Origin of the sequence: Sorangium aterium (assembly GCF_028368935.1) — a bacterium.
GTDB lineage: Bacteria > Myxococcota_A > Polyangia > Polyangiales > Polyangiaceae > Sorangium > Sorangium atrum.
Genome location: NZ_JAQNDK010000001.1, coordinates 1,147,004 through 1,169,749 on the forward strand (window position 1 = coordinate 1,147,004; position 22,746 = coordinate 1,169,749).

20 protein-coding genes are annotated in these 22,746 nt (G+C 72.0%); 3 read left to right on the forward strand and 17 right to left on the reverse strand.

All coding sequences use genetic code 11. The annotated features are described in order from the left end of the window. Positions 1–16: 16 nt before the first annotated feature. Together POL72_RS04185 and mazG are read right to left on the reverse strand one after the other, a co-directional pair. Positions 17–412, reverse strand: a complete 396-nt coding sequence (locus POL72_RS04185; protein WP_272093700.1) for a hypothetical protein — start codon at positions 410–412, stop codon at positions 17–19. Between the two features lie 346 nt (positions 413–758). Beyond that, complete coding sequence (gene mazG / locus POL72_RS04190; protein ID WP_272093701.1) at positions 759–1,613, reverse strand: nucleoside triphosphate pyrophosphohydrolase; 855 nt, start codon at positions 1,611–1,613, stop codon at positions 759–761. Between the two features lie 158 nt (positions 1,614–1,771). On the opposite strand from mazG, the gene POL72_RS04195 reads away from it, so the two are divergent. Then, positions 1,772–2,980 (forward strand): hypothetical protein, encoded by a 1,209-nt coding sequence (locus POL72_RS04195; RefSeq protein ID WP_272093702.1) that lies wholly within the window; start codon positions 1,772–1,774, stop codon positions 2,978–2,980. 65 nt (positions 2,981–3,045) lie between these two features. Here the strand turns inward: POL72_RS04195 and POL72_RS04200 are convergent, their stop codons facing one another. Both POL72_RS04200 and POL72_RS04205 read right to left on the reverse strand, forming a co-directional pair. Next, the gene (locus POL72_RS04200; RefSeq protein WP_272093703.1) at positions 3,046–4,224 is read right to left on the reverse strand and encodes a cytochrome P450; all 1,179 of its coding nucleotides are present in this window, start codon (positions 4,222–4,224) and stop codon (positions 3,046–3,048) included. 308 nt (positions 4,225–4,532) lie between these two features. After that, positions 4,533–5,876 carry a flavin-dependent oxidoreductase gene (locus POL72_RS04205; protein ID WP_272093704.1) on the reverse strand — a complete coding sequence of 448 codons (1,344 nt, stop codon included), beginning with the start codon at positions 5,874–5,876 and terminating at the stop codon, positions 4,533–4,535. A gap of 56 nt (positions 5,877–5,932) precedes the next feature. Between POL72_RS04205 and POL72_RS04210 the strand changes: the two genes are divergently transcribed. Next, entirely contained in the window at positions 5,933–7,543 is a 1,611-nt protein-coding gene (locus POL72_RS04210) for a ferritin-like domain-containing protein (protein ID WP_272093705.1), read from the forward strand. Here POL72_RS04210 and POL72_RS04215 read toward each other — a convergent pair. Continuing rightward, a complete protein-coding gene (locus tag POL72_RS04215; RefSeq protein ID WP_272093706.1) occupies positions 7,504–8,976 on the reverse strand; it encodes a hypothetical protein in 1,473 nt (490 codons plus the stop codon). The genes POL72_RS04210 and POL72_RS04215 overlap by 40 nt on opposite strands. After that, complete coding sequence (locus POL72_RS04220) at positions 8,976–9,689, reverse strand: hypothetical protein (RefSeq protein ID WP_272093707.1); 714 nt, start codon at positions 9,687–9,689, stop codon at positions 8,976–8,978. Before POL72_RS04220 ends, POL72_RS04215 begins: the two co-directional genes overlap by 1 nt. 336 nt (positions 9,690–10,025) lie before the next feature. On the opposite strand from POL72_RS04220, the gene POL72_RS04225 reads away from it, so the two are divergent. Beyond that, positions 10,026–11,066, forward strand: coding sequence for a hypothetical protein (locus POL72_RS04225; RefSeq protein ID WP_272093708.1), 1,041 nt, complete (start codon positions 10,026–10,028; stop codon positions 11,064–11,066). 79 nt (positions 11,067–11,145) lie between these two features. On the opposite strand, the gene POL72_RS04230 is transcribed toward POL72_RS04225, so the two are convergent. The 11 genes from POL72_RS04230 to POL72_RS04280 form a co-directional block, all read right to left on the reverse strand. Then, positions 11,146–11,682 (reverse strand): FHA domain-containing protein, encoded by a 537-nt coding sequence (locus POL72_RS04230; protein WP_272093709.1) that lies wholly within the window; start codon positions 11,680–11,682, stop codon positions 11,146–11,148. 266 nt (positions 11,683–11,948) lie between these two features. Next, positions 11,949–13,187: a pectate lyase family protein gene (locus POL72_RS04235; RefSeq protein WP_272093710.1), complete on the reverse strand. Its 1,239-nt coding sequence runs from the start codon at positions 13,185–13,187 to the stop codon at positions 11,949–11,951. A gap of 358 nt (positions 13,188–13,545) precedes the next feature. Next, positions 13,546–14,193, reverse strand: coding sequence for a carbohydrate-binding protein (locus POL72_RS04240; protein WP_272093711.1), 648 nt, complete (start codon positions 14,191–14,193; stop codon positions 13,546–13,548). Positions 14,194–14,297: 104 nt separating this feature from the next. Beyond that, entirely contained in the window at positions 14,298–15,005 is a 708-nt protein-coding gene (locus POL72_RS04245) for an SDR family NAD(P)-dependent oxidoreductase (protein ID WP_272093712.1), read from the reverse strand. 112 nt (positions 15,006–15,117) lie between these two features. After that, complete coding sequence (locus tag POL72_RS04250) at positions 15,118–16,272, reverse strand: PAS domain-containing protein (protein WP_272093713.1); 1,155 nt, start codon at positions 16,270–16,272, stop codon at positions 15,118–15,120. Positions 16,273–16,359: 87 nt separating this feature from the next. Continuing rightward, positions 16,360–17,088, reverse strand: a complete 729-nt coding sequence (locus POL72_RS04255; RefSeq protein ID WP_272093714.1) for a TFIIB-type zinc ribbon-containing protein — start codon at positions 17,086–17,088, stop codon at positions 16,360–16,362. A 100-nt stretch (positions 17,089–17,188) separates the two neighbouring features. Further along, on the reverse strand, positions 17,189–17,677 hold the full coding sequence (locus tag POL72_RS04260) for a hypothetical protein (RefSeq protein ID WP_272093715.1): 489 nt from the start codon (positions 17,675–17,677) through the stop codon (positions 17,189–17,191). A gap of 327 nt (positions 17,678–18,004) precedes the next feature. Beyond that, positions 18,005–19,216, reverse strand: coding sequence for an ABC transporter permease (locus tag POL72_RS04265; RefSeq protein ID WP_272093716.1), 1,212 nt, complete (start codon positions 19,214–19,216; stop codon positions 18,005–18,007). Continuing rightward, a complete protein-coding gene (locus POL72_RS04270) occupies positions 19,210–19,941 on the reverse strand; it encodes an ABC transporter ATP-binding protein (protein ID WP_272093717.1) in 732 nt (243 codons plus the stop codon). The genes POL72_RS04265 and POL72_RS04270 overlap by 7 nt, the downstream gene beginning before the upstream one ends. A 1-nt stretch (position 19,942) precedes the next feature. Beyond that, positions 19,943–21,199 carry an efflux RND transporter periplasmic adaptor subunit gene (locus POL72_RS04275; RefSeq protein WP_272093718.1) on the reverse strand — a complete coding sequence of 419 codons (1,257 nt, stop codon included), beginning with the start codon at positions 21,197–21,199 and terminating at the stop codon, positions 19,943–19,945. Further along, on the reverse strand, positions 21,196–22,713 hold the full coding sequence (locus POL72_RS04280) for a TolC family protein (RefSeq protein WP_272093719.1): 1,518 nt from the start codon (positions 22,711–22,713) through the stop codon (positions 21,196–21,198). The genes POL72_RS04275 and POL72_RS04280 overlap by 4 nt, the downstream gene beginning before the upstream one ends. Positions 22,714–22,746 lie beyond the last annotated feature (33 nt).

The following is a 22,746-nucleotide window of genomic DNA, read 5'->3' on the forward strand; positions in this document are numbered from 1 at the left end:
CGAGCCGTTGAAGCAATCATATGGACCTCGGATGAGCGTGGGCGCGAAGAGCGTCGAGGAGGTTCCAGCCGAACGCCGGCTTCGGCAGCACCATGGGTGGCAAGGAGTGGCCGTCCGGCCCCAGCGCGGAGCGAAAGGACTGTGGTGTGCCCGTCACGAGGAGGATGAGGAGCTTCGGTCGCGCGCTCCGCAGCGACGTGATGAACGTCACGATGTCGCCGGGATCGAAGTCGTCGGGAAACAGGACCAGAGCGGTGGTCGCGGGCACCATCCTGTCCGCGTCGTTCAATGTCCTCGTGCCGTTCGACGCAATCCCGGCCTGGCTGAAGTAGGCATGAAGCGCGTCGATCGTCTCGGGATTGTCCGCGACGACGGCGACGTGGAGCGACCTGGCGGAGGGGCGGTTTGCCATGGCTGCCCGGGCGTGTAGCAAGCCGGGGGCCGCCTCGTGAAAGGCGCAAAAACCTCGAGTACGCGCCTGGTGGGACGGGAGAGCTGACGACCCTCTCGGAGGGCAGTGCCACAAAACGACAGATTGACGCAGGAAACGGCGACATCTGCCGTGACTTTCGTCATGGGTAGGTCGCCTTTTGACGCGATGGCGCCTACTTGACGCGATGGCGCCTACTTGACGCTCCGAACGCCAGCCAGCGGAGGAATCGTCATGCCGAGCTCGACGCCGTCGGAGCGCGCCGCTCGCCCGGGGTTGACCGCTTGCTCAGAGCGTCCGATCCGGGGGTCCCTGCTTCGCGCCGCGGTCAGGTCCGCCGCTCGCCGCGCTTGGCCTCGTCCCAGTAGCCGTCGAGCTCCTCCAGCGTGAGCGTGTCGCGCGACGCCTTGACGGGCCAGCCCCCGTGCCGCTCGACGACCCGCCGCTCGACATGCTCGAAGCGCCGGGTGAACTTGTCGATCGTCCGGCGCAGCGCCCCCTCCGCGTCGACGCCGGCGTGGCGCGCCAGGTTTCCGAGCGCGAAGAGCACGTCGCCGAGCTCCTCCTCGATCGCGGCGGGATCGCCGCTATCGAGGGCCCTATCGAGCTCTCCGATCTCCTCGTCCACCTTCGCGCGCGAACCCCGCGCGTCCGGCCAATCGAAGCCCACGCGCGCGACCTTCTCGCCTACCCGCTGCGCCCGGGTCAGCGCCGGCAGGCTGCGGGGAACGCCGCCGAGCACGCCGCGGTCCTTGCCCTGGCTCGCCCGCTCGGCCGCCTTGATGCGCTCCCAGTTCTGGAGCACCTCGTCGGCGTTCTCGGCGCTCTCGTCCGCGAACACGTGCGGGTGGCGCCGCACGAGCTTCTCGCAGATCGCCGCGATCACGTCGTCCGGCCCGAACGCCCCCTCGGCCCGGGCGAGCTCGGCCTGGAAGACGACCTGGAGCAGGAGATCGCCGAGCTCGGCGCACAGCTCCTTGCGGTCGCCGCCGTCGATGGCGTCGATGACCTCGCACGCCTCCTCGAGCACGTAGCGCCGGAGCGTCGCGAAGCTCTGCTCGCGATCCCAGGGACATCCGTCGGGCGCGAGGAGCCGCTGCATCAGCTCGACCATGCGCGGAAACGTACGACCGGCCTGCTCGGGGAGCGGCGGAGCCTCCACGGGCTCGAAGGAACGAGGCATGCCGTGCTACTAGCGCAAACCACCCCCGCTCCGGAAGCATGAGCATGAGGAAGAGGAGATGATGCAGGGCGCGCTATCGCAGAGCGTCATCCTGGCTTCCAAGGCCGTAGCATGAGAAAAATACGGAGGGCATCGAGGCTCCGCCGACGAGGATGACCATGAGGAGCGCAGGCTATGTGGTGCTGTTCGCGATCGCCGGCTGCTCGCAGGGGGTGTGTCGGAGCATCGGGAGCGCGCCAGGCGCGGCGCCGAGCCCGGGAGCAGCTGCCGAGGACCCCGTGACGGCGGCCCTGGACAACAGCGGCGAGCAGCAGGCCCTGGACGAGGAGATCGCCCCGCTGCGCAAGGGCGGGCGCAACCTCGTCGCGGAGCCGCCGGACGACGCGGAGCAGGCGACGTACGCCGCATGGATCGCGGCGGCAGGGCTCGCCGCGCAGAACAGGCGGCCGCCTCCGGCTGCACCACCGGGGTTCGCGCTGCGGGCCGTCCCCGGGCGCGACCTGTGGGTGCTCTCCGAGGACGGCACGCGCCGCCGCGGGGCAGCCGCCGTCGTGCTGCGCGTAGGAGCGGCCATGCCGCTGCTCGTCGAGGCGCCGCACACGTTCTTCGATCAGGGGACGCTGCCCGTCGCGCTGGCCATCTTCGAGGCGCAACGGGCGCGCGCGCTGATCGTGAATACGTCGCACCGGTACGGCGGGCGACCCAACCCACGCGGCGCCAGCGTGGACGATGAGGGCGCAGGCGGCGGACGCGCAGACCTGGGTACCGCTGTCGGGGGCGGGCGCAGCCCGGGTCACACCGCGGAGGATGACGAGAGCTTGGAAGGCGCAGGTGGCAAGGACGGCGGTGACGGCAAACCCACGCAGGACGGCTCCCAGGGCATTGGCGGCAGCGCTCGTGGAGAGGACCGTGCTTCCCGAGAGCGGCTGATTGCGTCGCTCGCCTTCGCAGACGTCGCCCACGCCGAGCGCTCGTTCTTCCTTTCGGTGCACAGGGCGCTGCTCCAGACCTTCCCCGGCACGCCCACGGTGCAGCTGCACGGCTTTCAAGACCGCTCGGCTCCGAACGCCGCCGTCATCGCCAGCGCGGTGGGGCATGGCGCCGCGCTGGAGCGGCTGCTCACGCCTCTACGGCCGATCATCAACGAGGGAAAGGTCCTCGCCTACCCCACGGAGATCGACAGGCTGGGCGGTGCCACGAACGTGCAAGCACGCTGGTCGCGCCAGATGGGCGCGCCCTTCTACCATGTTGAGCTGTCCCGAACGCTGCGCGACAAGCTGGTCGTGGACACAGATCTCCGGCGCCGCTTCGCGGCGGCCTTCGCGGGGCTCACGGTCGGAACAAGTCAGACGCGCGACCCGGGGTGATCGCATCCGCACCGCTGTGGCTAGCTCGGGTCGCGCGCGCCGCGCGCCGCGCGCCGTCGCGAAAATTACACGAGCAACGCCGGAATCTGGTCGGGCCCGAACGCGGCCGCGCCGCGCGGCGCCGTCGAGAACGTCGGCCGCAGGGTCGGATCGGCCCGGAGCGCCGGAAACCGCTCGAGCAGGAGCGACACGCCGATCCTCGCCTCCATCCGCGCCAGCGGCGCCCCGACACAGTAGTGCAGACCGCCGCCGAAGTTCAGCATTCCCACGGGTCGTCGATGGATGTCGAAGATCTCCGGGCGGGGGTAGATCTCCTCGTCGTAATGGCGAGCCATCAGCGACAGGTAGAGGATCGTCCCCGCAGCCAGCGTTTCGCCGCCTATCGTCGCCTCACGCTCGACGAACCGCACGATGCCCGCCACGCTGCTGCACCAGCGGGTCGACTCCTCGATGGCCTGCGGCAGGAGCGAAGGTTGCTGCCGCAGCTGGTTCATCGACTCGGGGTGGGCGAGCAGCGCCACGAGCAGGTTGGCCAGCATCCAGCTGGTCGTCTCGTAGCTGGCGAGGATCAACGTGAGCACGACCCCCTCGCACGCCTCCACACCGCCCAGCCCCTCCGCGACGATCGCCCGCGCGATCTCGCCGAGCAGCGTATCGCTCGGGTGCGCCACCTCGCGCTCAGCGATCTCCCGGAGCTGCGCCTCCATCGCGGCGTGGGCACTCCGCCCCTCGGCCATGACGACGGGATCCTGCGGCATCACGACGCTGCGGATCATCTTGCGGATCAGCACGTCGTTCTCGGCGATCCGCTCCTCCGGGAGCCCGAAGAGGGCGCTCGTCACGCCCATGGGCATCGACATCGCAAAATCATCAAAGAGATCCGCCTGCTCCTTCCGCGCGAGCCGCTCCACGACCCTGCGCGCCACCGGGGTCACGATCGCCTCCTCGTAGCGGGAGATCACGCGTGGGGAGAGGACCGCGTTGAAGAGCCGCCGCATGCGCGTGTGCGACTCACCGCCGAGCGTCACGAGCGTCCCTTTCATGATCCCGTTGTCGTAGGCCCGGGTGCTGAAGGTCTCGCTGTCGCGCAGCACCGCGGTCACGTCGGCGCCGCGGAGCACGACTGGCACGCCGAGTCCCTCGTCGAAATAGACGGAGTGCTCCCTCGCCGCAGCGGCGAGGTGGATCGCGAACGCCGAAGGGTCTTTCGAGGTGAAAGAAAATAGATTCTTACGAGGCAGCATACATAAAACTTAGTATTCCATATCGAAACGCGAATCAAGCCGCTTTGCCGTGACCTCGACTGGGACATAGGTGGGGAAGAGCCGGTATTGCGGACGCTCCTCCCACGTTGGCTTCGAGCGCGGGCCCTGTGGGTGAGGCCCCCGGACGAGCCGAGATCCGTCCATGGTGATTCGTCGAATCCCTGGCGACGTCGAAAAGCTGCTCGACTCGGGAGCTCTGCTCGACCCGGGAGGAAGGCGGCGAGTGTCGCGGACCGGAGGCGCGGTTCCCCGATGGCGGCAGCGAAGCCCGCCGATCGTCGCGCCGATCACCGAGAGGATGAATGGATTCCATCGCCTGCTTCGAGAAAGCGCGCGCTCCACGACGGCCGGGCGTTGAGCTCCTCGACGTCGGTTCCAATCATCTTCGTGTAGCTGCGGCCCATCTCCTCCAGCTCTTCCCCGCTCAGCACGTCCTCGATCCGGGTGAAGCCCGCCGGCGCTCGCTGCTCCACCATCGAGAGGACCCGGTCGGCGCCCATCGCACGGTTCGCGAGGACGAGGGTGCTCGTCGGCGGACGGCGCGCGGCTTCATAGCCGGCGAGCGCCTCTTCGGGGGTGCTCGTCTGGGCGAGGTGCCAGGCCAGCACGCGAGCATCGAGGATCGCCTGGGAGGCGCCGTTGGAACCGACAGGGTACATGGGGTGCGCCGCGTCGCCGAGCAGGGTGACCCGGCCAGCGCCCCACGACGGCAGCGGATCGCGATCGATCATGGGATACTCGAAGATGACGGGCGCCGCGGCGATGAGCGCCGGAATGTCGAGCCAGGAGAAGCGCCACGCCGCGAAGTGGGGCAGCACGTCCTCCACGCGTCCTCGCCGGTTCCAGCTCCCCGGCGCGACCGCCGCCCCCTCGTGCAGCCGCACCTCCGCCACCCAGTTGATCGCGGCCCGCCCGCCGAGCTCCGCGCGGCGGGAGATCGGGTAAGCGACGAACTTGGCGGCCACGTTGCTGCCGGCCATGATCATGGTGCGCCCCGAGAGGAAGGGCTCGCCCTCGGTCACGCCACGCCACATGTGAATCCCGTTCCACCGGGGCGGCCCCTCCGCCGGGTGGAGCTGCGCGCGAACCACGGAGTGGATGCCGTCGGCCCCGACGAGCACGTCCGCAGGGGCCACGTGGCGCTCACCGGTCCGCCGATCCCGCACCGTGACCTGCACCTCGGATGCCGTCTGCTCGAACCCCTCCACCGCCGACCCGACGCGCACGCTGGAGGCCCCCAGGCGCCGCTGCACCGCCGCGAGCAGCATCAACTGGAGCTCACCGCGGTGGATCGACACCTGTGGCCAGCGATACCCGGCGGAGATCCCCCGCGGCTGGCCCCATATCCGGCCCCCGAACCGATCGTGGTGCACGACCTCGGCGGTCGGGATCCCTGTCGCCAGCAGCGCATCAGCGAGGCCAAGCTCGGTCAGCTCTCGCACGGCGTGAGGCAGGAGGTTGATGCCGACACCGAGCGGCCTGATCTCTCGCGCGGCCTCCACGACGCTCGCATCGATGCCGGCCGCGTGCAGGCTCAGGGCCGCCGTCAGCCCGCCGATGCCGCCCCCCGCGATCAACACCCGCATCGCGCGACGCTCGCACGGCGCGCCGGACGCGGCAACGGCGCTCATGGCGCCCGCCACCGCGGCGCCGAACCCGGGTAAGATCCTCGAAAGAGGGACATACCATGCGATTGCTCGTCTCGATGGACTCTTGGGGTGCGAGGCTGCTGTCGGTGCTGGCGATCGCGCCTGCGCTGAGTTGCGGTGGAACCGTCACGCCCGGTGAAGGCACAGGCGGAGGCACCTCCAGCAGCTCAGGTGAAGGCACCTCCAGCGCCACAGGCGAAGACACCGCCAGCAGCTCAGGCGAAGGCACCTCCAGCAGCTCAGGTGAAGGCACCTCCAGCAGCTCAGGAGGCCTGCCACCGGAAGGGTTTCCGTTCGCTTGCGACGATCCGGAGCCCATCGTCGTCGCGGACCGGAACACCGGGTACGTGCGCTGCGCCGGCGGCTGGATCCACCGCGCGGAGGTCGTCACCTGTCCGAGCCCGCTCCCGCGCGCCAAGGCCTGCGCGGACCCGAGCGGCGCGACGGGGAACTGCAAATCCGACGCCGACTGCACCGAGCAGCCACACGGCTACTGCGACGTCATGACCGGCGGCGAGGTGGCGCCAGGGTGCTTCTGCCAGTACGGATGCACGACCGACGCCGATTGCGGCGAGGGGCAGATCTGCCTGTGCGGCGATCCGGTCGGGCGGTGCGCGCTCTCGCGGTGCACCAGCGACCAGGACTGTGGACTGTTGCTCTGCTCCAGCTACGTCCTGCACCCCGGATGCGGCGGGACCGCCTTCGCGTGCCAGACGCCCGCCGACGAGTGCGCCAGCGACCAGGACTGCTCAGGGGACACGCAATGCTCGCTCGAGGCCCTGCGGCACGCCTGCACCGAGCAGAACTGCGTGATCGGCAGGCCGTTCCTCGTGGATGGCGTCGTGCGCACCGCGCAGCCGGCCGCGCGCGACGACTGGCGGACCACAGCTCCCGACGCGCCGCCTCGCCTGGAGGAGCTGTCCTCCGAGCAACGGGCGGCCCTCGCCGAGCACTGGACCCGCGCCGCCCTCCTCGAGCACGCGTCCATCGCCGCGTTCGCGCGCTTCGCGCTGCAGCTCCTGTCGCTCGGCGCGCCGCCGGAGCTCGTCGGCGCCGCGCAGGCGGCCATGGGCGACGAGGCCGACCACGCGCGCGCGTGCTTCGAGCTGGCCAGCGCGTTCGCCGGCCGCGGCGTCGGCCCGGGGCCCCTCGCCATCGAGGGCGCCCTCGGCGGCGAAGGCGCCCGCGAGATCCTCGTGACGACCCTCCGCGAGGGGTGCATCGGCGAGACCGTCGCCGCGATCGAGGCGGCAGAGGCCGCCCTCCACGCGACCGATCCCGCGGTCCGGCGCGCGCTCGAGAAGATCGCCGAGGACGAGACGCGGCACGCCGAGCTCGCCTTCCGGTTCACGGCCTGGGCCCTCGACCGCGATCCCTCCCTGGCGAGCGCCGTCGTCGACGAGCTCGCCACGGCCTCCTCGGATCTCCCCGCCCCGAGCGAGGCGAGCCACAGCGGCCCGCTGCTCGGCTTCGGCGTGCTCTCCCCGCAGCACCGGCGCGCGATCCGGGAGCGCGCGCTCGCTCAGGTCATCGCGCCCTGCGCGCGGGCGCTGCTCTCGCGCGGCGGAGACGGCATCGAGCGCAGCCGCCCGCGCCCGCCGCACGGCCGTCAGAGCGAGGAGACCGACAGCTTGGCGACGAACAGCTGACCGTCCGCGGCCTCGACAGGGCAGTTCAGGAGCGCGAAGTCGGCGCTGGACGTGCCCGCGAGGAACACGTCCGTTCCGGAGACGGCGAGCGCCAGGATCCGCTGGAGCGCAGGGCCGCCGAGCGCGCCCAGCCACTCGACCTCGCCGTCCGTGGCCCGGAGCCGCGCGAGGAAGGCGTCTCCCTCGCCGGCCTCCCCGCCGATCTCGACGTCAGCGATCTTCATCTGCTGCTCGAACTGCCCGGCCACGACGAGCTTTCCGAGCTCGTCGACCCCGACGACCTGCGCCGATTGAGCCCCGCTGCCCCCGAGCTGCTTGGCCCACGTGGCGACGCCGTTCCGGTCGAGGTGCGCGGCGAAGCCGTCCTCTCCGGTGGAGGCGATCTCTCCGGTGAGATCGATCTGCCCATCGAACGAGCCGGTCAGGACGACGCCGGCCTCGTGCAACGCCACGGCGCTGATGCGCTGATCGCCGCGGAGGGCGGAGTAGTGTCGATACCAGACGTCCGCCCCCTCGGCGCTCCATCCATCGCAGATCCACGACGCCGGAAACGACGCCAGGAAAGCGTCGATCCCGTCCGAGGCCGCGCCGCCGGGCGGCAGCGCGCTCTCGAAGCCAGGGAAGCCCACGTTCACCCGTCCCTCGAAATCGGAGGCCACGAAGGCGTCGCCGGAGGCCACACGGAGGTCGCGAGGCCAGTAACGCGCTCCCTCACGGCCCGCAAAGACGCCGCTGCACGGATTCAGGAGGGTCTGTCCATCGTAGCTGGAGAACCCGATGTCCGACCCGCCCTGGAGCGACGTCAGGACGAAGACGCGGTCGCCCTCCGCCGCGACCGCCTTCGCCTCGTCAAGGCCGCTGGACCCGTGCGTCACGCACACCGCGACCCCGTCGGGATCGCTCGTGTCGAGCCGCGCCACGAACGCGTCGCCCTCGCCGGCGCCCTCGGGCAGCCCGCAGTCCGCGCCGAACGACAGGCTGCCCGTGAAGCCGCCCGCCACGTAGACGCTGCCGCCGCCCAGCGTGATCGCGGTCGCCTGGTGGACGTGGGTCGCGGTGTCGTTCTCCGCGTTCCCGAAGCGCCCGCTCCATATGTGGTTCCCGTCCCGCGCGAGGTGCGCCACGAAGACGTCCTTGCCGACGCCTCCCGCCGTGAGCGGCGCGCCGCCGGCGACGGTGAGATCCCCCTTGAAGCCGCCCGCCAGCCACAGGGTGCCGTCCTCGTCGGCCGCGATCCCGCCGAGCGTGGTCTCGGCGTCACCGAAGGACATCGCCCACTGGCACGTATAGCCGGGCTCGCTGAACGAGCCGCCCCCGACGCCCTGCTCGTCGATGAGCTGAATGCCGACGATCTCCGCGCATCCCGCGCTGCCCGCCGCCAGGAGAGAGCTCGCCAGCCACAGCCGGGCGCGCCGTTCGAGCCTCATCGACATCAGAACACCCCGACGACGGAGCCACCGACGACGCCCGGAGCGAGCTGGACGCTGGCGGCCGCGCGCGGCCCGTCCGAGGGCAGCGTCAGCCAGAGGACGGCCGTTCCGGCGAGCGCCACGCTCGCGGCGATGAAGGAGAAATCGGACACGGTCGCATACGACATCGCCTTGCTGGCCAGATCGGGCACCGGCTGCGCGCAGTCCCGGTAGCGCCTCGGGTTCGCGCACGCCGTCTTCGCCTCGTCATCGACCTTGTCCCACGTGGCGATCGCCAGGCCACCGAAGCTGCTTCCGAGCGCGATGCCCGCCAGCGTGAGCCCGCCCGTCACCCACATCAGGCTCCGGTGAATCGGATCCGGCCTTACGCCGTAGGGCGTGGGCCTGCGCGGCTCCATGTCGCCGGCGGAAGGTGCGGGATCCTGCGCTGCTGCGCTGGGCGCGAGCGCCCTCCCGGGGACCTCGACGCCCTCTCCCGGCCGCGTCGCCTGGTGCTTCTCCGGCTCGACAGGGCGGGCCGCGCCGGCCCCCTTCGCGGGCGACCCCTCGGCCTGCGCGCGCGCTGCGGCGGTCGGCTCCGCCTGGGCCGCGCCCGCCTGCGCCCAGGCGGCCAGCGTCACGAGGAGCCCGAGCGCTGGGCGACCGAGCCCCCTTCGCCTCGCGCGCCCCACCCCCTTTGCGGAGCGCCGGGAGCCTCTGGTGATCGCTTCAGGCATCGAGTCCCCTGGAAGGTCGGCGAGCGACACCTGCTTCAGGTCCCCGCGCTGGACCACGACGACCGATAACAGGGCACCGCGACGAGCGCCAGACGAAAGACCCCCCACGCCAGCCACGACGCCACGCCCTTGCGCTCATGTTGCCGCCCGCTGCGCCCGTCGCGCCCCTTGCGCCCCTTGCGCCGCCTTGCACCGCGTTCCCGCTTCGACGCACGCGGCCTTTGCGCTAGCGTTCCGCTCGCGGTTCCCCTCGGTTTCTCTCGGTTCCGGTCTCGCCCCTCGCTCCCCAGGTCGTCGAGCGTACCGGCTGGAGCGCCCTCGCGAACAGGTGCCCTGATGCCCTCCGTGCCAGCCCCCAAGAAGAAGCGGTCCAAGAAGAGCGCGCGCTCGCTGCCTCGCAGGGACGAGGAGTGGATCGGCGGCTTCTTCTCCCTGCGCGCGTTCGTGCACGAGGGCGACGACGCGTACCGCCCCGAGGCGGTCGTCTGGATGACCGAGCGAGGCTTCGTCCTGAGCTGCGCCGCGCTGCGCCCCGGCGACGTCGTGACGGGCGCGGTCGACAGCTTCGAGGCCGCCGCCAGCGGGCCCCTGGAGGGCAAGCCGCGCCTGCCCGAGCGCGTGCGCGTGGCCTCGCCGGCGCTCGCGGAGGCCCTGCGGGCGCGGCTCGGCCCGGAGGTCGAGGTCCGCGTCGCGCCCACGCCCGAGATCGACGTCGTGGCCGAGGACCTGGAGGCCCACCTCGGCGCGCGGGACGGCCGCCTGACGCCGAGCTTCCTCGGGGGCGGCATCGAGGCGCCGGCGATGGCCTCGTTCTTCCGCGCGGCGGCCGCGCTCTACCGCGCGACGCCCTGGAAGGCGGTGCCCAGCGACGCCGACATCATGGCGCTGTCGATCCCGTCGCTCGGCGCGCGCGATCTCGCGCTGTGCGTCGTCGGGCAGGCTGGCCAGAGCCACGGCGTCCTCCTGTTCGAGAGCGCGCGCGGGTTCGAGCTCTACCTGGCCGAGACCGCCAAGCTGCCGGACGCGCCGCCCGCGTCGCTGCCGGCGAGCTTCTTCTCGCTGAGCTTCGATCGCGCGAGCGACCTGCACCCCGCGCTGCGCGCCGAGGTCGCCGAGCAGCGCTGGGAGCTGGCCGACCCGGACGCCTACCCCACGCTCGCGATGGTCGACGAGGACCTCATCGGCCGCAAGCCGACGCCGAAGGAGCTCACGGCCTCTGAGGCGCTCGCGCTCGGCCTCGTCGAGCTGATGAAGCGGCGCAAGGAGATCACGAAGGCGTTCCGCGGCGGCCCCCCGGTGGACGCGAGCTACGTCGTGGAGACGCACGCGGGCCCGGTGGAGGTGCTCTTCCGCGCGCCCCACCCGGAGCGGAGCTGATCCCGGCCGCGGGCGCCGGCGAATCAGTGAAGGCTCGGGCGATCCGACGAGCGAGCGGAGCAGCGGCGAAGCCGCGTCCTCAGCGAGCGGCGAGCCGGTAGAGATCGGCGTTCACGATGAACTCGCAGACGACGTTGCCGAGCTGGATCATGTCGCCGCTGCGGAGGGGCACGCCGTCCCCGGACGGCGTCAGGAGCCGGTCGTTCAGGAAGGTCCCGTTGGTGCTCTTTCTCGCGTGGAGCAGCGGGGTGTCCGCGACCAGCACCGAGATGTGGGCGTGGACCTTGGAGACGGACGCGTCGCGGAGCACGATATCGCTGTTCAGCGCCCGCCCGATGAGGATGCGATCCTGCCAGGGGCTCTCGGGGCGCTTCGCCACCGGCAGGAGCTCGCAGCCGTGCGACGTGGCGATCATCCCTGACGAGATCCGGTGGCGCGACGTGGTCGGCTGGCCGCTCATGCCAGGCGAGGTCCCGGCGACGAGGGTCTTGAACGACGGAGGGGGCTGGTCATCGGGGCCGAGCTCCCGGAGCAGCCAGGCGTGCGGGTACTTCCGATCGAACGCCATCCGTGAGATCGCCCGGGTCTGAGCACAAAGCGCCGCGAAGGTCAACATGACGAGATCTTCCCCCAGGTTCCGGGCCGTTCGAGAGAGCCGAGCTCCCCGAGCGGCGATCGCCCACTCCGGCGGGGCCTGATAGGCCCTTATACATCAGGAGGCGACGGAATCACCGGACGCCACGAGACACCGTCGAGACGACCTACGGCGCTGAGCTGACTACATCGTCGGCGCTCGCCATACTCGGCTCCCGCGCGGGCAGCTCCGCGCGCGGCGCCGGCCGCCGAGACGCGCGGGACGAGGGGCGCGCCGGCAGCGGGGCTTCAGGGCAGGTTCGCCAGCGGATCCGTCTTGCCGACGCCCGCGTGCTCCAGGACGAGGGCCTTGACGGAGGCCGCGCGGTCGAGCGGGTACTCGTACGGCGCGGTCCAGGAGCAGTCTTCACCCGACGCCTGCGTCCCGGTGGTCTCCTCGAACAGGTTGTCGATGCGGTGCGTACCGCCGGCCGGGCTGTCCAGGGTGGTGATGGGGTTCTTCACCTTGTAGAAGTGATTGCCCTCCACCCTCAGGCAGGCGCCGACCCGCGAGTTCACCCCCGACGCGAGGACGTCCTCGAAGTAGTTGTTGAAGACGTGCCCGTTGCCGCCGCGGTAGCTCGGGACGCGGGAGTTCACGTTGCGGAAGCGGTTGTGATGGAAGGTGATGCGGCGGTCGCTGTCGTCCTTGTCCGACGAGCCGACCAGCATGCCCTTCCAGTGGTCGTGCAGGTAGCTCCACGAGATCGTGATGTTCGAGGACTCGTGGGTCGCGTCGATGAGGCCATCGTACTTGTCCTTGTCGGAGTTCACGGCGGGAGACTCGGCCCAGAGCTCGCAGTGGTCGATCCAGACGTTGTGGCTCTCGTCCATGTGGATGCCGTCGCCGTTGCCGCTGCTGGCCAGCACGTGGTGGATCTTCAGGTTGCGGACGATGATGTTGGAGGACCTCCTTAGATTGAGCCCGATCCCCTCCAGCTCTCCGCTCGACCCGACCCCCACGAGGGTCTTGTCGGAGGTGACGTCCACGTCGTCGCCGCTGCCGCTGATCTTGCCGGTGATCTGGATGATCAAGGCGCCGTCCCTCGCGGCCTCCCTCCTCAGGGCGTCGAGCGAGCTCACGGAGACGACCTGCCCGCCCTTGCCGCCGGTGGTGCCGTCGCCGGTCGTGGCATAGCCGTAGAGCCTGAAGTCGACGGCGCCGGGGTCGCCGCCGGCGCCGCTGCCAGAGCCGCCCTCACCGCTGCTGGAGCTTCCGGTGCCTTCGTCCGAGCCGCCCTCACCGCTGCCGGAGCCGCCCTCACCGCCGCCGGAGCCCCCGGTCGCGCCGCTGGCGCTGCCGGTGCCGCTGCCCGCGCCGGTCCCGCCGGAGCCGGCGGCGCCGACGCTCGCCGTGGAGCCTGCGCTCCCGCTGCTCGTCGGCTGACCCGCATCGTCTTCCGGCGCTGACGTCTCCGAGCCGCACCCGACCACCGAAACGCCGAGCGCGATCAGCGCAGCCCAAGCGACTCGAGATTCGCACTTCATGAGCAAGTCACCTTTCCGTGATGAACCAAGGCCAAGCAGCTCGCGCGACGCGGGCGGAGGCGCCGGACAGCACACAAGCCGTTCGCTGGAGCTCCACAGCAACGCACATGCCATCAGTTCAGGACGAACCGGCCCTGTCTCGATCGCACGGTTCCACCGCATTTCCCGCAGGAATCTCTGCAGCGCCGCGCCTCTCCTCCGGAGGCTCCGGGGCGGCGTCACGACCGAGGCTGTCAACCACGGGTTGACACGGTGGACACGTGCGACACCGCGTCATCAGTCCTGACGATGTCCGAGGCCCGCGATATCGAGCGCCGCGGCGTGGCCCCGGGCTCGGCGCCGCGGCTGGCCCCGGGGATCAGGGGCCGATTCGAACGAGCTCGACCCAGTCGAGCCTGGCCGCGTCCTCGCGGCACCCGAACGAGACGATGTGCATCCCGGGCCCGAGCGCGAACTTGAGCAGCAGGCCTGTCGCGTCCTTCGAGTCGTGAACGTAATCTTCGTGGAACTCGGTCCCGTTGAAGTCGTACCTGGTCCCGAGCTCCGGCTCATGGTCCACGCGGACCAGGAACGAGTTGTCCGTGCTCTCGTCGGGCCCCGTGGCGACCCTGGCCCTGATCTGGTACGTGCCGGCCTCGCCGATCTCGAACGAGCAGTCGACCCGGTCGCTCTCGCAATTCGCCTCCTCGGGGACAGCCACGTACGTCCCGCCGCTCGCCAGCGGGTCGTCCACACGCTCGAAGCGGCCGGAGAGCTCGCAGTCCTCGGCCTCGATCCTGATCCTGGACAGGCTGCCCCCCCCTCCCGTGGGCGCCGACGACGCGTCCCACTCGGCAGACAACCCTTCCAGCGAGCACGCGCAGGCAAGCACCGGCAAGAGCGCCCCCCAGCGCCCCCACCGCGCTTCACGCGCGACGGCTGCCGCCGCGAGCGCCGTGGGAGCCTCCCCCGCGCTGCGGCCCGCGCGAGGTCTCGTGTCCGCCCCAGGTCCCGAGATCTCGTTCATCTCCCACGACGCTAGCAAGACGCGCACCGCCGGCGCGGCACAAGTTGTCGAGCCGGCGCGATTCACGCAGGGCGCGCGGACGTCAGGGGCACGCCCCGCGCGCTTCAGCTCGCGGCGGGACGCGCGTAATCCTGCGCGCGGAAGAGCACCCCGTGGACCTCACCGTCGAGCAGCGCCGGGACGAGCGCCCCAGGAAGCACCGACTCGACGTCGTTCGGCGCCTTCGGCCCGCCGAGATCGGTCCGCAGCCACCCCGGGTCGAGGAGGTTCATCAGCACGCCCGTGCCACGGAGCGAAGGCGCCATGTCGCGCACGAACTTGTCGAGCGCGGCCTTCGACGCCGCGTAGGCCATCAGCTCGGGCTGATCCTGGATCCCGGAGGTCACCTGGACGATGCGCCCGAAGCGGCGCTCCAGCATCGTCGGCAGCAACCGGTGCGTGATCCGTATCGGGCTGATGACGTTCACCTCGAAGCTGAGCCGGTAATCGTCCGCCGGCGTCTGCAGGTACGAGGCGCGGAACGGCGTCATGATGGCGGCGTTGTTGAACAGGAGGTCGATCCCGCCCGACGCCGCGATGGCGTCGTCCAGCATGCGATCGACCGCCGCCTGATCCGACAGCTCGCCCGAGACGGCGCTCACCCGGATCCCCTTGCCAGCGAGCTCCCCTTCGAGCTCGCGCGTGTGCGCCCCGTCGCGGCTGTGCAGGACGACGTTGCAGCCGAGGTCCGCGAGGCCGCGCGCGATCCGCTTTCCGATACCCCGGCTCGCGCCGGTGACCAGCGCCCACTTTCCACGAATGTTAAGCGTCATGACGGCCCTTATGGCAGAGGCCGTCCGGCCTGGCAGCTCGAAAAGCGCTGCGGCGGGCGCAGGCGCCGGCGGACGCCGCCGCGCGTCCCGATCGCGCCGCGCGCGCCGGCGCCTACGCCCGCCGCCGCGCGTCTCCGCGCGCGCGCTTCCGGCTGACCTCCAGGCCGCGGCCGAGGCTGCGCAGGACGAGCAGGTCCTCGCCGAGGTCGACGTCGACGAGCGCGCGCGCGACCTCCGGGCGGACGCCGGTGAGGATCGGCCTGGAGCCGAGCAGCTGGATCGCGTGCGCCAGCCGCTCCAGGGCCGCGGCGCCGTCCGGATCGAGCGCCTCCGCGCCGGTGACGTCGAGGACCACGTGCGACGCCCGATGCGCCACGATCGCGGGGAGGAGCCGCTCTCCCAGCTCGCTGCCGCGCTCCGCGTCGAGGCGCCCGATGAGCGGCACCGCGAGCGTGCCCCGGCCGACGTCGAGGATCGGCGCGGAGAGGTTGAGGATCTGCCGCCGTTGCTCCTCCACGAGGGCGAGCGAGCGGTTCAGCTGGTCGATGAGCCGGCCCTGCTCCTCGACCTGCCCCTCGGCGCGCCGCTGCGCCGTGACGTCGAGCTGCTGCACGAGCACCGCGCGCGCGCCGGTCACGGGATCGGTCGTCGGGCGCGCCTCCACCTGGTGCCACCGCTCGCCGTCGGTCGTGACGACCCGCACCTCCCCTGCCCACGGCGCCTCGGCGTCGATCGCGCCATGGACCGCCGCGCTCACGCCCTCGTCCGGGAACGCCGCGTCGATCGTCGGCGCGTCGCCGAAGGCGCGCAGGGCCGCGGGGTTGTGGAAGAGCACCTCCCCCTCCCGGTCGACGAGGCTGACCAGCACCGACGAGTGGCGGACCGCCTCCACGCCGCGCACCATCGACGCGCCGACGCTGGCGGCCTGGGGGAGCGCCTGGAACAGGATCGCGAGCCGCCCGTCATCGAGGTCGATCGGCTGCCCGTGGAGCGTCACCGTCGCGGGCGCCCCGCGCGGGTAGAGCGTCCAGTCCTCCAGGACCGTGCCCCCTTCCGCGAGGACGCGGAGGTAGCCATCGAGCCGCGCGCGGACGGCCGGCGACAGGTCCGAGAGGTCGCGGGAGAGCAGCTCGGCGCGATCCGTCGCGCGCCAGAACTCGATGGCCTTCGCGTTCGCCCAGGGGAAGCGGTGCCGACCGTGGTCGTAGACCCAGGTCGGCAGGACGGACAGATCGAGAGCCGACAGGCGCTGGTCGAGGGACGTCATCTCGTGGCGGCACGTCATACGACGCCCCCGTCCGTCCTGCACGCCCCTTGCCGTCTCTTCACCCGCGCGGCCGGCGCGCGCGGACGCTCAGCGGGTGATTCGCCACAAGAGCTCGAGCAGCTCCGCCACGGCGGCCCGCCGGTGTTCCCAGCGGGATTCCCAGGACGAGGCCGCCACGACGGCGCTCGCCCGGCGCGCCGTCTCCCTGGCGATCTCGGCCTCCCGGCGCGACCTCGCTTCTTCCTCGATCTGCTGCTGCCGCGCCCTCGCGGTGCCGCCCGACGCCGCGAAGGCGAGGAGCTGCGGGAGCTCGCCCCGGTCGAACCAGGTGCCGTGTTCCCTGCAGATGTCGACGATGATGCCGCTCTTGCCTGCGAAGTTCTTGCGGTTCATCCGCTGGCCGCACGCCGGGCACCGGACGTAGCGCACGCGGACGTCGACGTGCTCCGGGCGCTGCGGCGGCGGCCTCGGCGCGCTCGTCCCATAGCTCTCCCGGCGCTCCAGGAGGTCCCGCAGGAGCGCGTGGTCGACGAGCTGGCCGCCGCACCGGCTGCAGTCGCGCAGGAGGCCGGCCGCGGCGCGGAACGCCGAGAAGGGCACGCCGCAATCGGAGCAGAGGAGGGCGTCGGGCTCGGGGATGGGCTCCAGGCCGAGCTCGTGCCCGCAGCCGTCGCAGCGCTCCGCGTCGGGGAGGTTCAGCTGGTAGCAGCCGCCGCAGCGCACGGTGGCGAGCGGCCGCTGGCACCCGGGGTAACAGAGCCCCTCCGCGTTGATCAGGAGGCCGCAGCTCGGGCACGTGCTGCGATCGGCGCGCACCCCGGGAGTCTAGACGCCCGGAGCGCTCACGAGAAGCGCCGAGACAGGCGCCCTCGCCCCGGGCGCCGGGGCGGCCTTCACGTCGCCGGGCCTCTCGGGCTCAGCGCTGCCTGGCGGGGCGCATGAAGGGATTGGGATGGGAGCTCCGGGGGCGGCTGTGCGGCGGCGCGCTGGACCGGCGCGCCTGCTTTCCGAGCTCCTCGAGGAGAACTCCCACGGCGGCGTCGTCGTCCTGAAGCACGACGACATGGTCGTTGCTCTCCTCACGCAGGAGCCGGTTCACCTGGAGGGCGCCGACCGCCGTCCGCACGACGATGGCGACGCAGGCGAACTCGCTGACGAGCATGCTGCGCGTGCGCATCGTCGCGGCCTCGAACGCCGGATCGTTGTTCATGGGCGCCCGGCGGAGGTCGATCAGGTGGCCGAGGCTCCAGCGATCCAGCGACTCGTAGACCTTGAGCGCGTCGGAGTGGACCCGGATGAAATCGTCGGGCGACGGATAGGGGAGCTCGGAGCGGGTGCTGCGGACGATCGACATCTCCTGATCGAGTGTGACCGTCAGATGATCGTTCTGCAGCAGGACATCCATCCCACCACAGGATAGCGAGCCGGCGCCGCGCCGGCACTGAAAAGCAATGGCGAGCTCAGCGCTGCGCCGGCAAACACTGCGTGATCGGCCGGAACGGACCGCCGCGCACAGGCGTGGGTCCGGGTGTGCGTGGAGCGATGAGCGGCCCAGAACGAGCGGTGTCTGCGTTCCCTCGCGACGGGCGCGGGCTGCGGGAATGAGCCTCCTTCAGACCAGGGAGTTGGTTCTCGGGACGACGAGCAGCGGTCATGTGTCCCGGTCATGCTTCTCTATCGTCCAGCACGCCCGAGACTCCCCCCTTCAACCCGTACCTTTCCCATCGCCCGCTCACTCGAACCGCAGCGCCTCCACCGGATCGAGCCTCGACGCGCGCCTGGCAGGCCCCACGCCGAACGTGATCCCGATGAGGATCGACACCCCGAGCGCCAGCCCGACCGCGTAGGGCGGCACGATGGTGGCCCACTCCCCGAACCGCGACAGCAGCACCGCCGCCCCGTACCCGAGGCCCACCCCGGCCACGCCGCCCGCGAGCGACACCACGACCGCCTCGACAAGGAACTGCCGCAGGATGTCCCCGCGCCGCGCCCCGACGGCCATCCGCACGCCGATCTCGCGCGTCCGTTCCCGCACCGAGACCAGCATGATGTTCATGATCCCGATGCCCCCCACGATCAGCGACACCGCCGCCACGCTGCCGAGCAGCATCGTGAAGGTGCCCGTGATCTGCCCCATCGTCGCCAGCATCTCGGCCTGCGACCGCACCTCGAAATCGCTCGCCTGATCCGCGCGCAGCCGGTGGCGCAGGCGGAGCAGCTGATCGAGCTGCGCGATCACCACCTCGGACCGATCCTCGCTCGCCAGCTGCAGCGAGATCGTCGACAGGTGATCTTGCCCGAACAGCACCGACCGGTGCGTCGACATCGGCACGAACACCCCGTCGTCCGGCGAGCCCATGCCCGACCCCTTCTCCGTCAGCACCCCGACCACCCGGAACGCGTTCCCGTTGATCTGGAGCCGCGTCCCGAGCGGAGACGCGCTCACGTTAGCCGCGTAGAGCTGACGCGCGACATTGGCCCCGAGCACGACCACGCGCGCCCGCTGCTGCTCGTCAAGGTCGGAGAACGAGACGCCGCTCGCCACCGACAGCGAGCGGACCTCGAGGTACGCCGGCGTGATCCCCGTCACGGACGCGTTCAGGTTGCTCGCCATGTACCGCAGCTGCGCGCTGCCGCTCCGCTCCGGGGCGACCGCCGCCACGCCGGCGAGCCCCTTGAGCGCCTCGGCGTCGCCCTCGGTCAGCGTCTTCACCGTGCCCGACCGCACCCCGCTCGCCGACGCGGACCCCGGGCGCACCATCAGCAGGTTCGCGCCCAGCGACCGGATCCGCCCCTCGACGCTGCTGCGCGCGCCCTCCCCGATCCCGAGCACCGCCACGACCGCCGCGGTCCCGATGATCATGCCGAGCATCGTCAGCAGCGTGCGCAGTCGGTTCGAGGCGAGCGAGCGCCACGCGCTCTTCGCCGTCTCCTTGATCAGCATGCCGCCTCCATCTCGCCCGCGTGGAACGCCGACACCACGTCGCCCGAAGGGCCGTCGGCCACGATGTGCCCGTCCCTCATGTGGATGGCGCGCGAGAGCGACCGCGCCACGCCGAGGTCGTGGGTCACCATGATCAGCGTCGTCCCGTCCGCGTTCAGCGACAGGAGCAGCTCCAGCACGTCGCGCCCCGTCTTGCTGTCGAGCGCGCCCGTCGGCTCGTCGCACAGCAGGATCGACGGCCGCGTCACGATCGCCCGCGCGATCGCGACGCGCTGCCGCTGCCCGCCGGAGAGCTCCGACGGCAGGTGCCGCGCGCGCGCCGCGAGCCCCACGCGCTCGAGCGCGCCCTCCGCGAGCGCGCGGCTGTTCTTCACCGCCCCGTAGAGCAGCGGCAGCTCGACGTTCTCCGCCGCCGTCATCCGCGGCAGCAGGTTGAAGCTCTGGAACACGAACCCGATGTGGCGGTTCCTGAGCGCCGCGAGCTCGTCGTCGTCGAGCTCCGCCACGTTGCGCCCCCCGAGCCGGTACGTGCCCTCCGTCGGCCGATCCAGGCACCCGAGGATGTTCAGCAGGCTCGACTTCCCGCAGCCGGAGGGCCCGATGATCGCGACCGACTCGCCCCGGCGCACCTCGAAGCCGATCCGGTCGACCGCCCGCACCGCGAGGTCCTCGCGATCGGCGTGGTACACCTTCGAGAGCCCGCTCACGAGGACCGGGACGTCCATCTCAGCGCCCTCCTCGGCTGGCGCCGGCGCCCATCCCCATGCCCATCCCCCGCATCGGGTTCTGGCCGCCGCCCTGCCGCTGCCCCTGCCCCTGCGGCCCCGCCGCGCTCGAGACGGGCGCGCTCGCGAGCACGTCGTCGCCCTCGCTCAGCCCCGCGGTCACGACCATCTGCGAGCCGTCCGTCGCCCCGGTTTGGATCGGCCGCTCCTCGCCGCTCGCGAGCCGCACGAACCGCCGCTTGCCCTGCGACTGCACGGCCAGGAGCGGCACGAGCAGCACGTCCTTCTGCTCCGCGGTCACGATCTCCACGTCCGCGCTCATCCCCGACCGGAGCAGCGACGCGTCCTTGTCCTTGACGACGATCTCGACGTCGAAGGTCACGACGCTCGACACCTCCTTGCCGAGCGGGCTCACGCGGTCGACGACGCCCTGGAACACCCGGTCCCCGTAGGCGTCGACGCGGATGTCGACCCGCTGGCCCGGCGCGACGCGCCCGATCTGCGCCTCGTCGATCGCGCCGATGATGCGCAGGTTCGACAGATCGGCGAGCGTCATCACGGAGCTGCCGCCGCTCACGTTGGTGAGCGCCGACGAGACGAGCGTCCCCTTCTCCACGGCCACGTCGAGCACCGTCCCGGCGATCGGCGCGTAGATCTGCGTCTCCTTCAGGCGCGTCTCGGCGTCCTGCACCGCCAGCTCGGCCGCCTTGAGCTGCGCCTGCGTCGAGCTCAGCTGCGCCCGCCGCAGCGTGATGTTGGCGCCCGCGACCTTCGTCGAGTGCGCCGCCGTGCGGGCCGCGTCGGTCGACCCGAGGCCCATCTCGGCGCTCTTCTCGGCGACCTCCTGGCTCGTCTGGCTGTTCTTGCGCTCGAGCTCGGCGACCGCGACCGACGCGTTCGCCGCGGCGAGATCGGCCTTCACGCGGTCGCGCGCCACGCGCGCCGCGGCGAGGTCGCGCTCCGCGTCGGTCGGGTCCAGGCGCACGAGGAGCTGCCCCGCCTCGACCGTGTCGCCCTCCTTGACGAGCACCTCGATGACCTGGCCCGGCGCGCGCGACTTCACCTCGACCTGCACGTCGGGCTCGATCTTCCCGGACGCGGCGGCGGTCTCGGTCAGGCTCCCGCGGCGGATCTCGACGGTGGGGCCGGCGGGGGTCTTCTCGGGCTGCTTGTACCAGGCGTACCCGCCGATCGCGAAGCTCGCCACGGCCAACGCGGCCACGCCGGACATCAGGTAGCGCTTCTTGTTCCTGTTCATGACGACCTCCTGGGGAGCACCGACGCGAAGCGGACGAGCAGCGCGCCCGTCTCGTGATCGAGCTGGAGGCGCGACGTCAGCTCCGTCACCGCGGCCCGCAGCCTGCGGAGCTCCGCCTCCCTCCGCGTCTGCTCCGCCTGCACCACGTCCGCCGACGTCGCGGTCCCGAGCGAGAGCCGCTGCCGCTCGGCCTCGGCCAGCTCGCCCGCCATGCGCGCCGTCTCGGTGGCCAGCGCGACCTGCTCGGCCGCGGCCTCGAGGCTCGCGCGCAGCGAGCTGACGTCCGCCGCGATCGCCTCGGCGCGCGCCTGGTACCGCGCCTCCGCGGCCGCGAGCTGCGTGCGCGCGCGGGCCGCGTCCGCGGACGCCCGCCCGCCGCCGAGCGGCAGCTCGACCTCGATCCCGCCCAGCACCCCGAACGCGGGCCGGCCGCCCGGCAGCGAGAGCCCCGGCAGGCCGTCGCGCACCCACTGCCCGTCCATCGAGGCCGTCGCGAACAGGTCGAGGCGGATCTGGTCCGCGTCCTCCGCCGCGCTCACCCGCGCGCGCTGCGCGTCGAGGTCGGCGCGCAGGGCCGCGAGCTCCAGGGACCGCTCGCTCGCCGCGCGCACGAGCGCGTCGGCCGACGGCAGCGCCCCGAGGGACGGCGGCGCGCCGGTCGGGGCGAGCGACGCGGCGCTCGCCGGGGCCATGCCGAGCGCGCGCCCGAGCGCGATGGCCCGCGCCGCGCGCGTCGCCCGCGCCTGCGACAGCGCGTCCGCGATCGACGCCGCCGAGGTCGAGAAGCGCAGGACGTCGACCTTCGTGCCGGTGCCGAGGGTCTCGGCGCGCGCCTTCGCGTCGGCGAGCAGCCGCTGCGCGGCCGCGAGCGCCTGCTCCTGCACGAGGATCGCCTGCTCCGCGTACCAGAGCTCCCAGTAGGCCCCGAGCACGTCGAGCGCGGTCTGGCTCGCCGCGAGCTCGCGCTCCTGCTCCGCGGCGACGGCCGACGCCTGCGCCTGCGCGTACGGCGCGAGGACCGCGTCGGTCCCGGCCCCCCGCAGGAGCGGCTGCCGCGCGGAGACGTACGCCTGGGCGCCGTAGTTCGGCCCCGGGGTCCCGTCCGCGGGCGAGCGCCCCGACGCGCCCACCTCGAGGCTCGTCCCGACGTCGGTCGTGTACCGCAGCGCCACGTTCGACGCGACGGACGTGCCGCCGGAGCGCCGGAGCGCGCCGGCGCCGTTGCCCGGGGCGCCGCCGTTGGCGTCGGCGACCCTGCCGTAGCTTTCCTGGTACTGTCCGGTCACCGAGGCCGAGAGCGTGGGCTTACGGGCGCCCTCCTCGGCGGCGACGGCCTGCCGCGCCGCGGTGGCCTCGAGCAGCGCCGCGCGGAGGGACGGGTTCTGGGAGGCTGCGCGGCGGACCGCCTCCTCGGCGGTGAGCGTCTCGGCGCGCGCCGCGACGCTCAGCGAGCACGTGGCGGCGAGGGCGAGAGACGCCAGCCACGGCAAGGGAACGGAGCGAGTCAACGTCATGCACCGCAACCTAGAGGGCAGTGTCTCAAGAGG

Bases quoted from the DNA above. Each gene is read 5' to 3' on its own strand.
- POL72_RS04265 (WP_272093716.1), bottom strand. From the start codon at position 19,216: ATGCTGATCAAGGAGACGGCGAAGAGCGCGTGGCGCTCGCTCGCCTCG.
- POL72_RS04270 (WP_272093717.1), bottom strand. From the start codon at position 19,941: ATGGACGTCCCGGTCCTCGTGAGCGGGCTCTCGAAGGTGTACCACGCC.
- POL72_RS04245 (WP_272093712.1), bottom strand. From the start codon at position 15,005: ATGACGCTTAACATTCGTGGAAAGTGGGCGCTGGTCACCGGCGCGAGC.
- mazG (WP_272093701.1), bottom strand. From the start codon at position 1,613: ATGCCTCGTTCCTTCGAGCCCGTGGAGGCTCCGCCGCTCCCCGAGCAG.
- POL72_RS04200 (WP_272093703.1), bottom strand. From the start codon at position 4,224: ATGCTGCCTCGTAAGAATCTATTTTCTTTCACCTCGAAAGACCCTTCG.
- POL72_RS04205 (WP_272093704.1), bottom strand. From the start codon at position 5,876: ATGAGCGCCGTTGCCGCGTCCGGCGCGCCGTGCGAGCGTCGCGCGATG.
- POL72_RS04215 (WP_272093706.1), bottom strand. From the start codon at position 8,976: ATGTCGATGAGGCTCGAACGGCGCGCCCGGCTGTGGCTGGCGAGCTCT.
- POL72_RS04195 (WP_272093702.1), top strand. From the start codon at position 1,772: ATGAGGAGCGCAGGCTATGTGGTGCTGTTCGCGATCGCCGGCTGCTCG.
- POL72_RS04220 (WP_272093707.1), bottom strand. From the start codon at position 9,689: ATGCCTGAAGCGATCACCAGAGGCTCCCGGCGCTCCGCAAAGGGGGTG.
- POL72_RS04240 (WP_272093711.1), bottom strand. From the start codon at position 14,193: ATGAACGAGATCTCGGGACCTGGGGCGGACACGAGACCTCGCGCGGGC.
- POL72_RS04275 (WP_272093718.1), bottom strand. From the start codon at position 21,199: ATGAACAGGAACAAGAAGCGCTACCTGATGTCCGGCGTGGCCGCGTTG.
- POL72_RS04210 (WP_272093705.1), top strand. From the start codon at position 5,933: ATGCGATTGCTCGTCTCGATGGACTCTTGGGGTGCGAGGCTGCTGTCG.
- POL72_RS04250 (WP_272093713.1), bottom strand. From the start codon at position 16,272: ATGACGTCCCTCGACCAGCGCCTGTCGGCTCTCGATCTGTCCGTCCTG.
- POL72_RS04260 (WP_272093715.1), bottom strand. From the start codon at position 17,677: ATGGATGTCCTGCTGCAGAACGATCATCTGACGGTCACACTCGATCAG.
- POL72_RS04230 (WP_272093709.1), bottom strand. From the start codon at position 11,682: ATGTTGACCTTCGCGGCGCTTTGTGCTCAGACCCGGGCGATCTCACGG.
- POL72_RS04185 (WP_272093700.1), bottom strand. From the start codon at position 412: ATGGCAAACCGCCCCTCCGCCAGGTCGCTCCACGTCGCCGTCGTCGCG.
- POL72_RS04225 (WP_272093708.1), top strand. From the start codon at position 10,026: ATGCCCTCCGTGCCAGCCCCCAAGAAGAAGCGGTCCAAGAAGAGCGCG.
- POL72_RS04235 (WP_272093710.1), bottom strand. From the start codon at position 13,187: ATGAAGTGCGAATCTCGAGTCGCTTGGGCTGCGCTGATCGCGCTCGGC.
- POL72_RS04280 (WP_272093719.1), bottom strand. From the start codon at position 22,713: ATGACGTTGACTCGCTCCGTTCCCTTGCCGTGGCTGGCGTCTCTCGCC.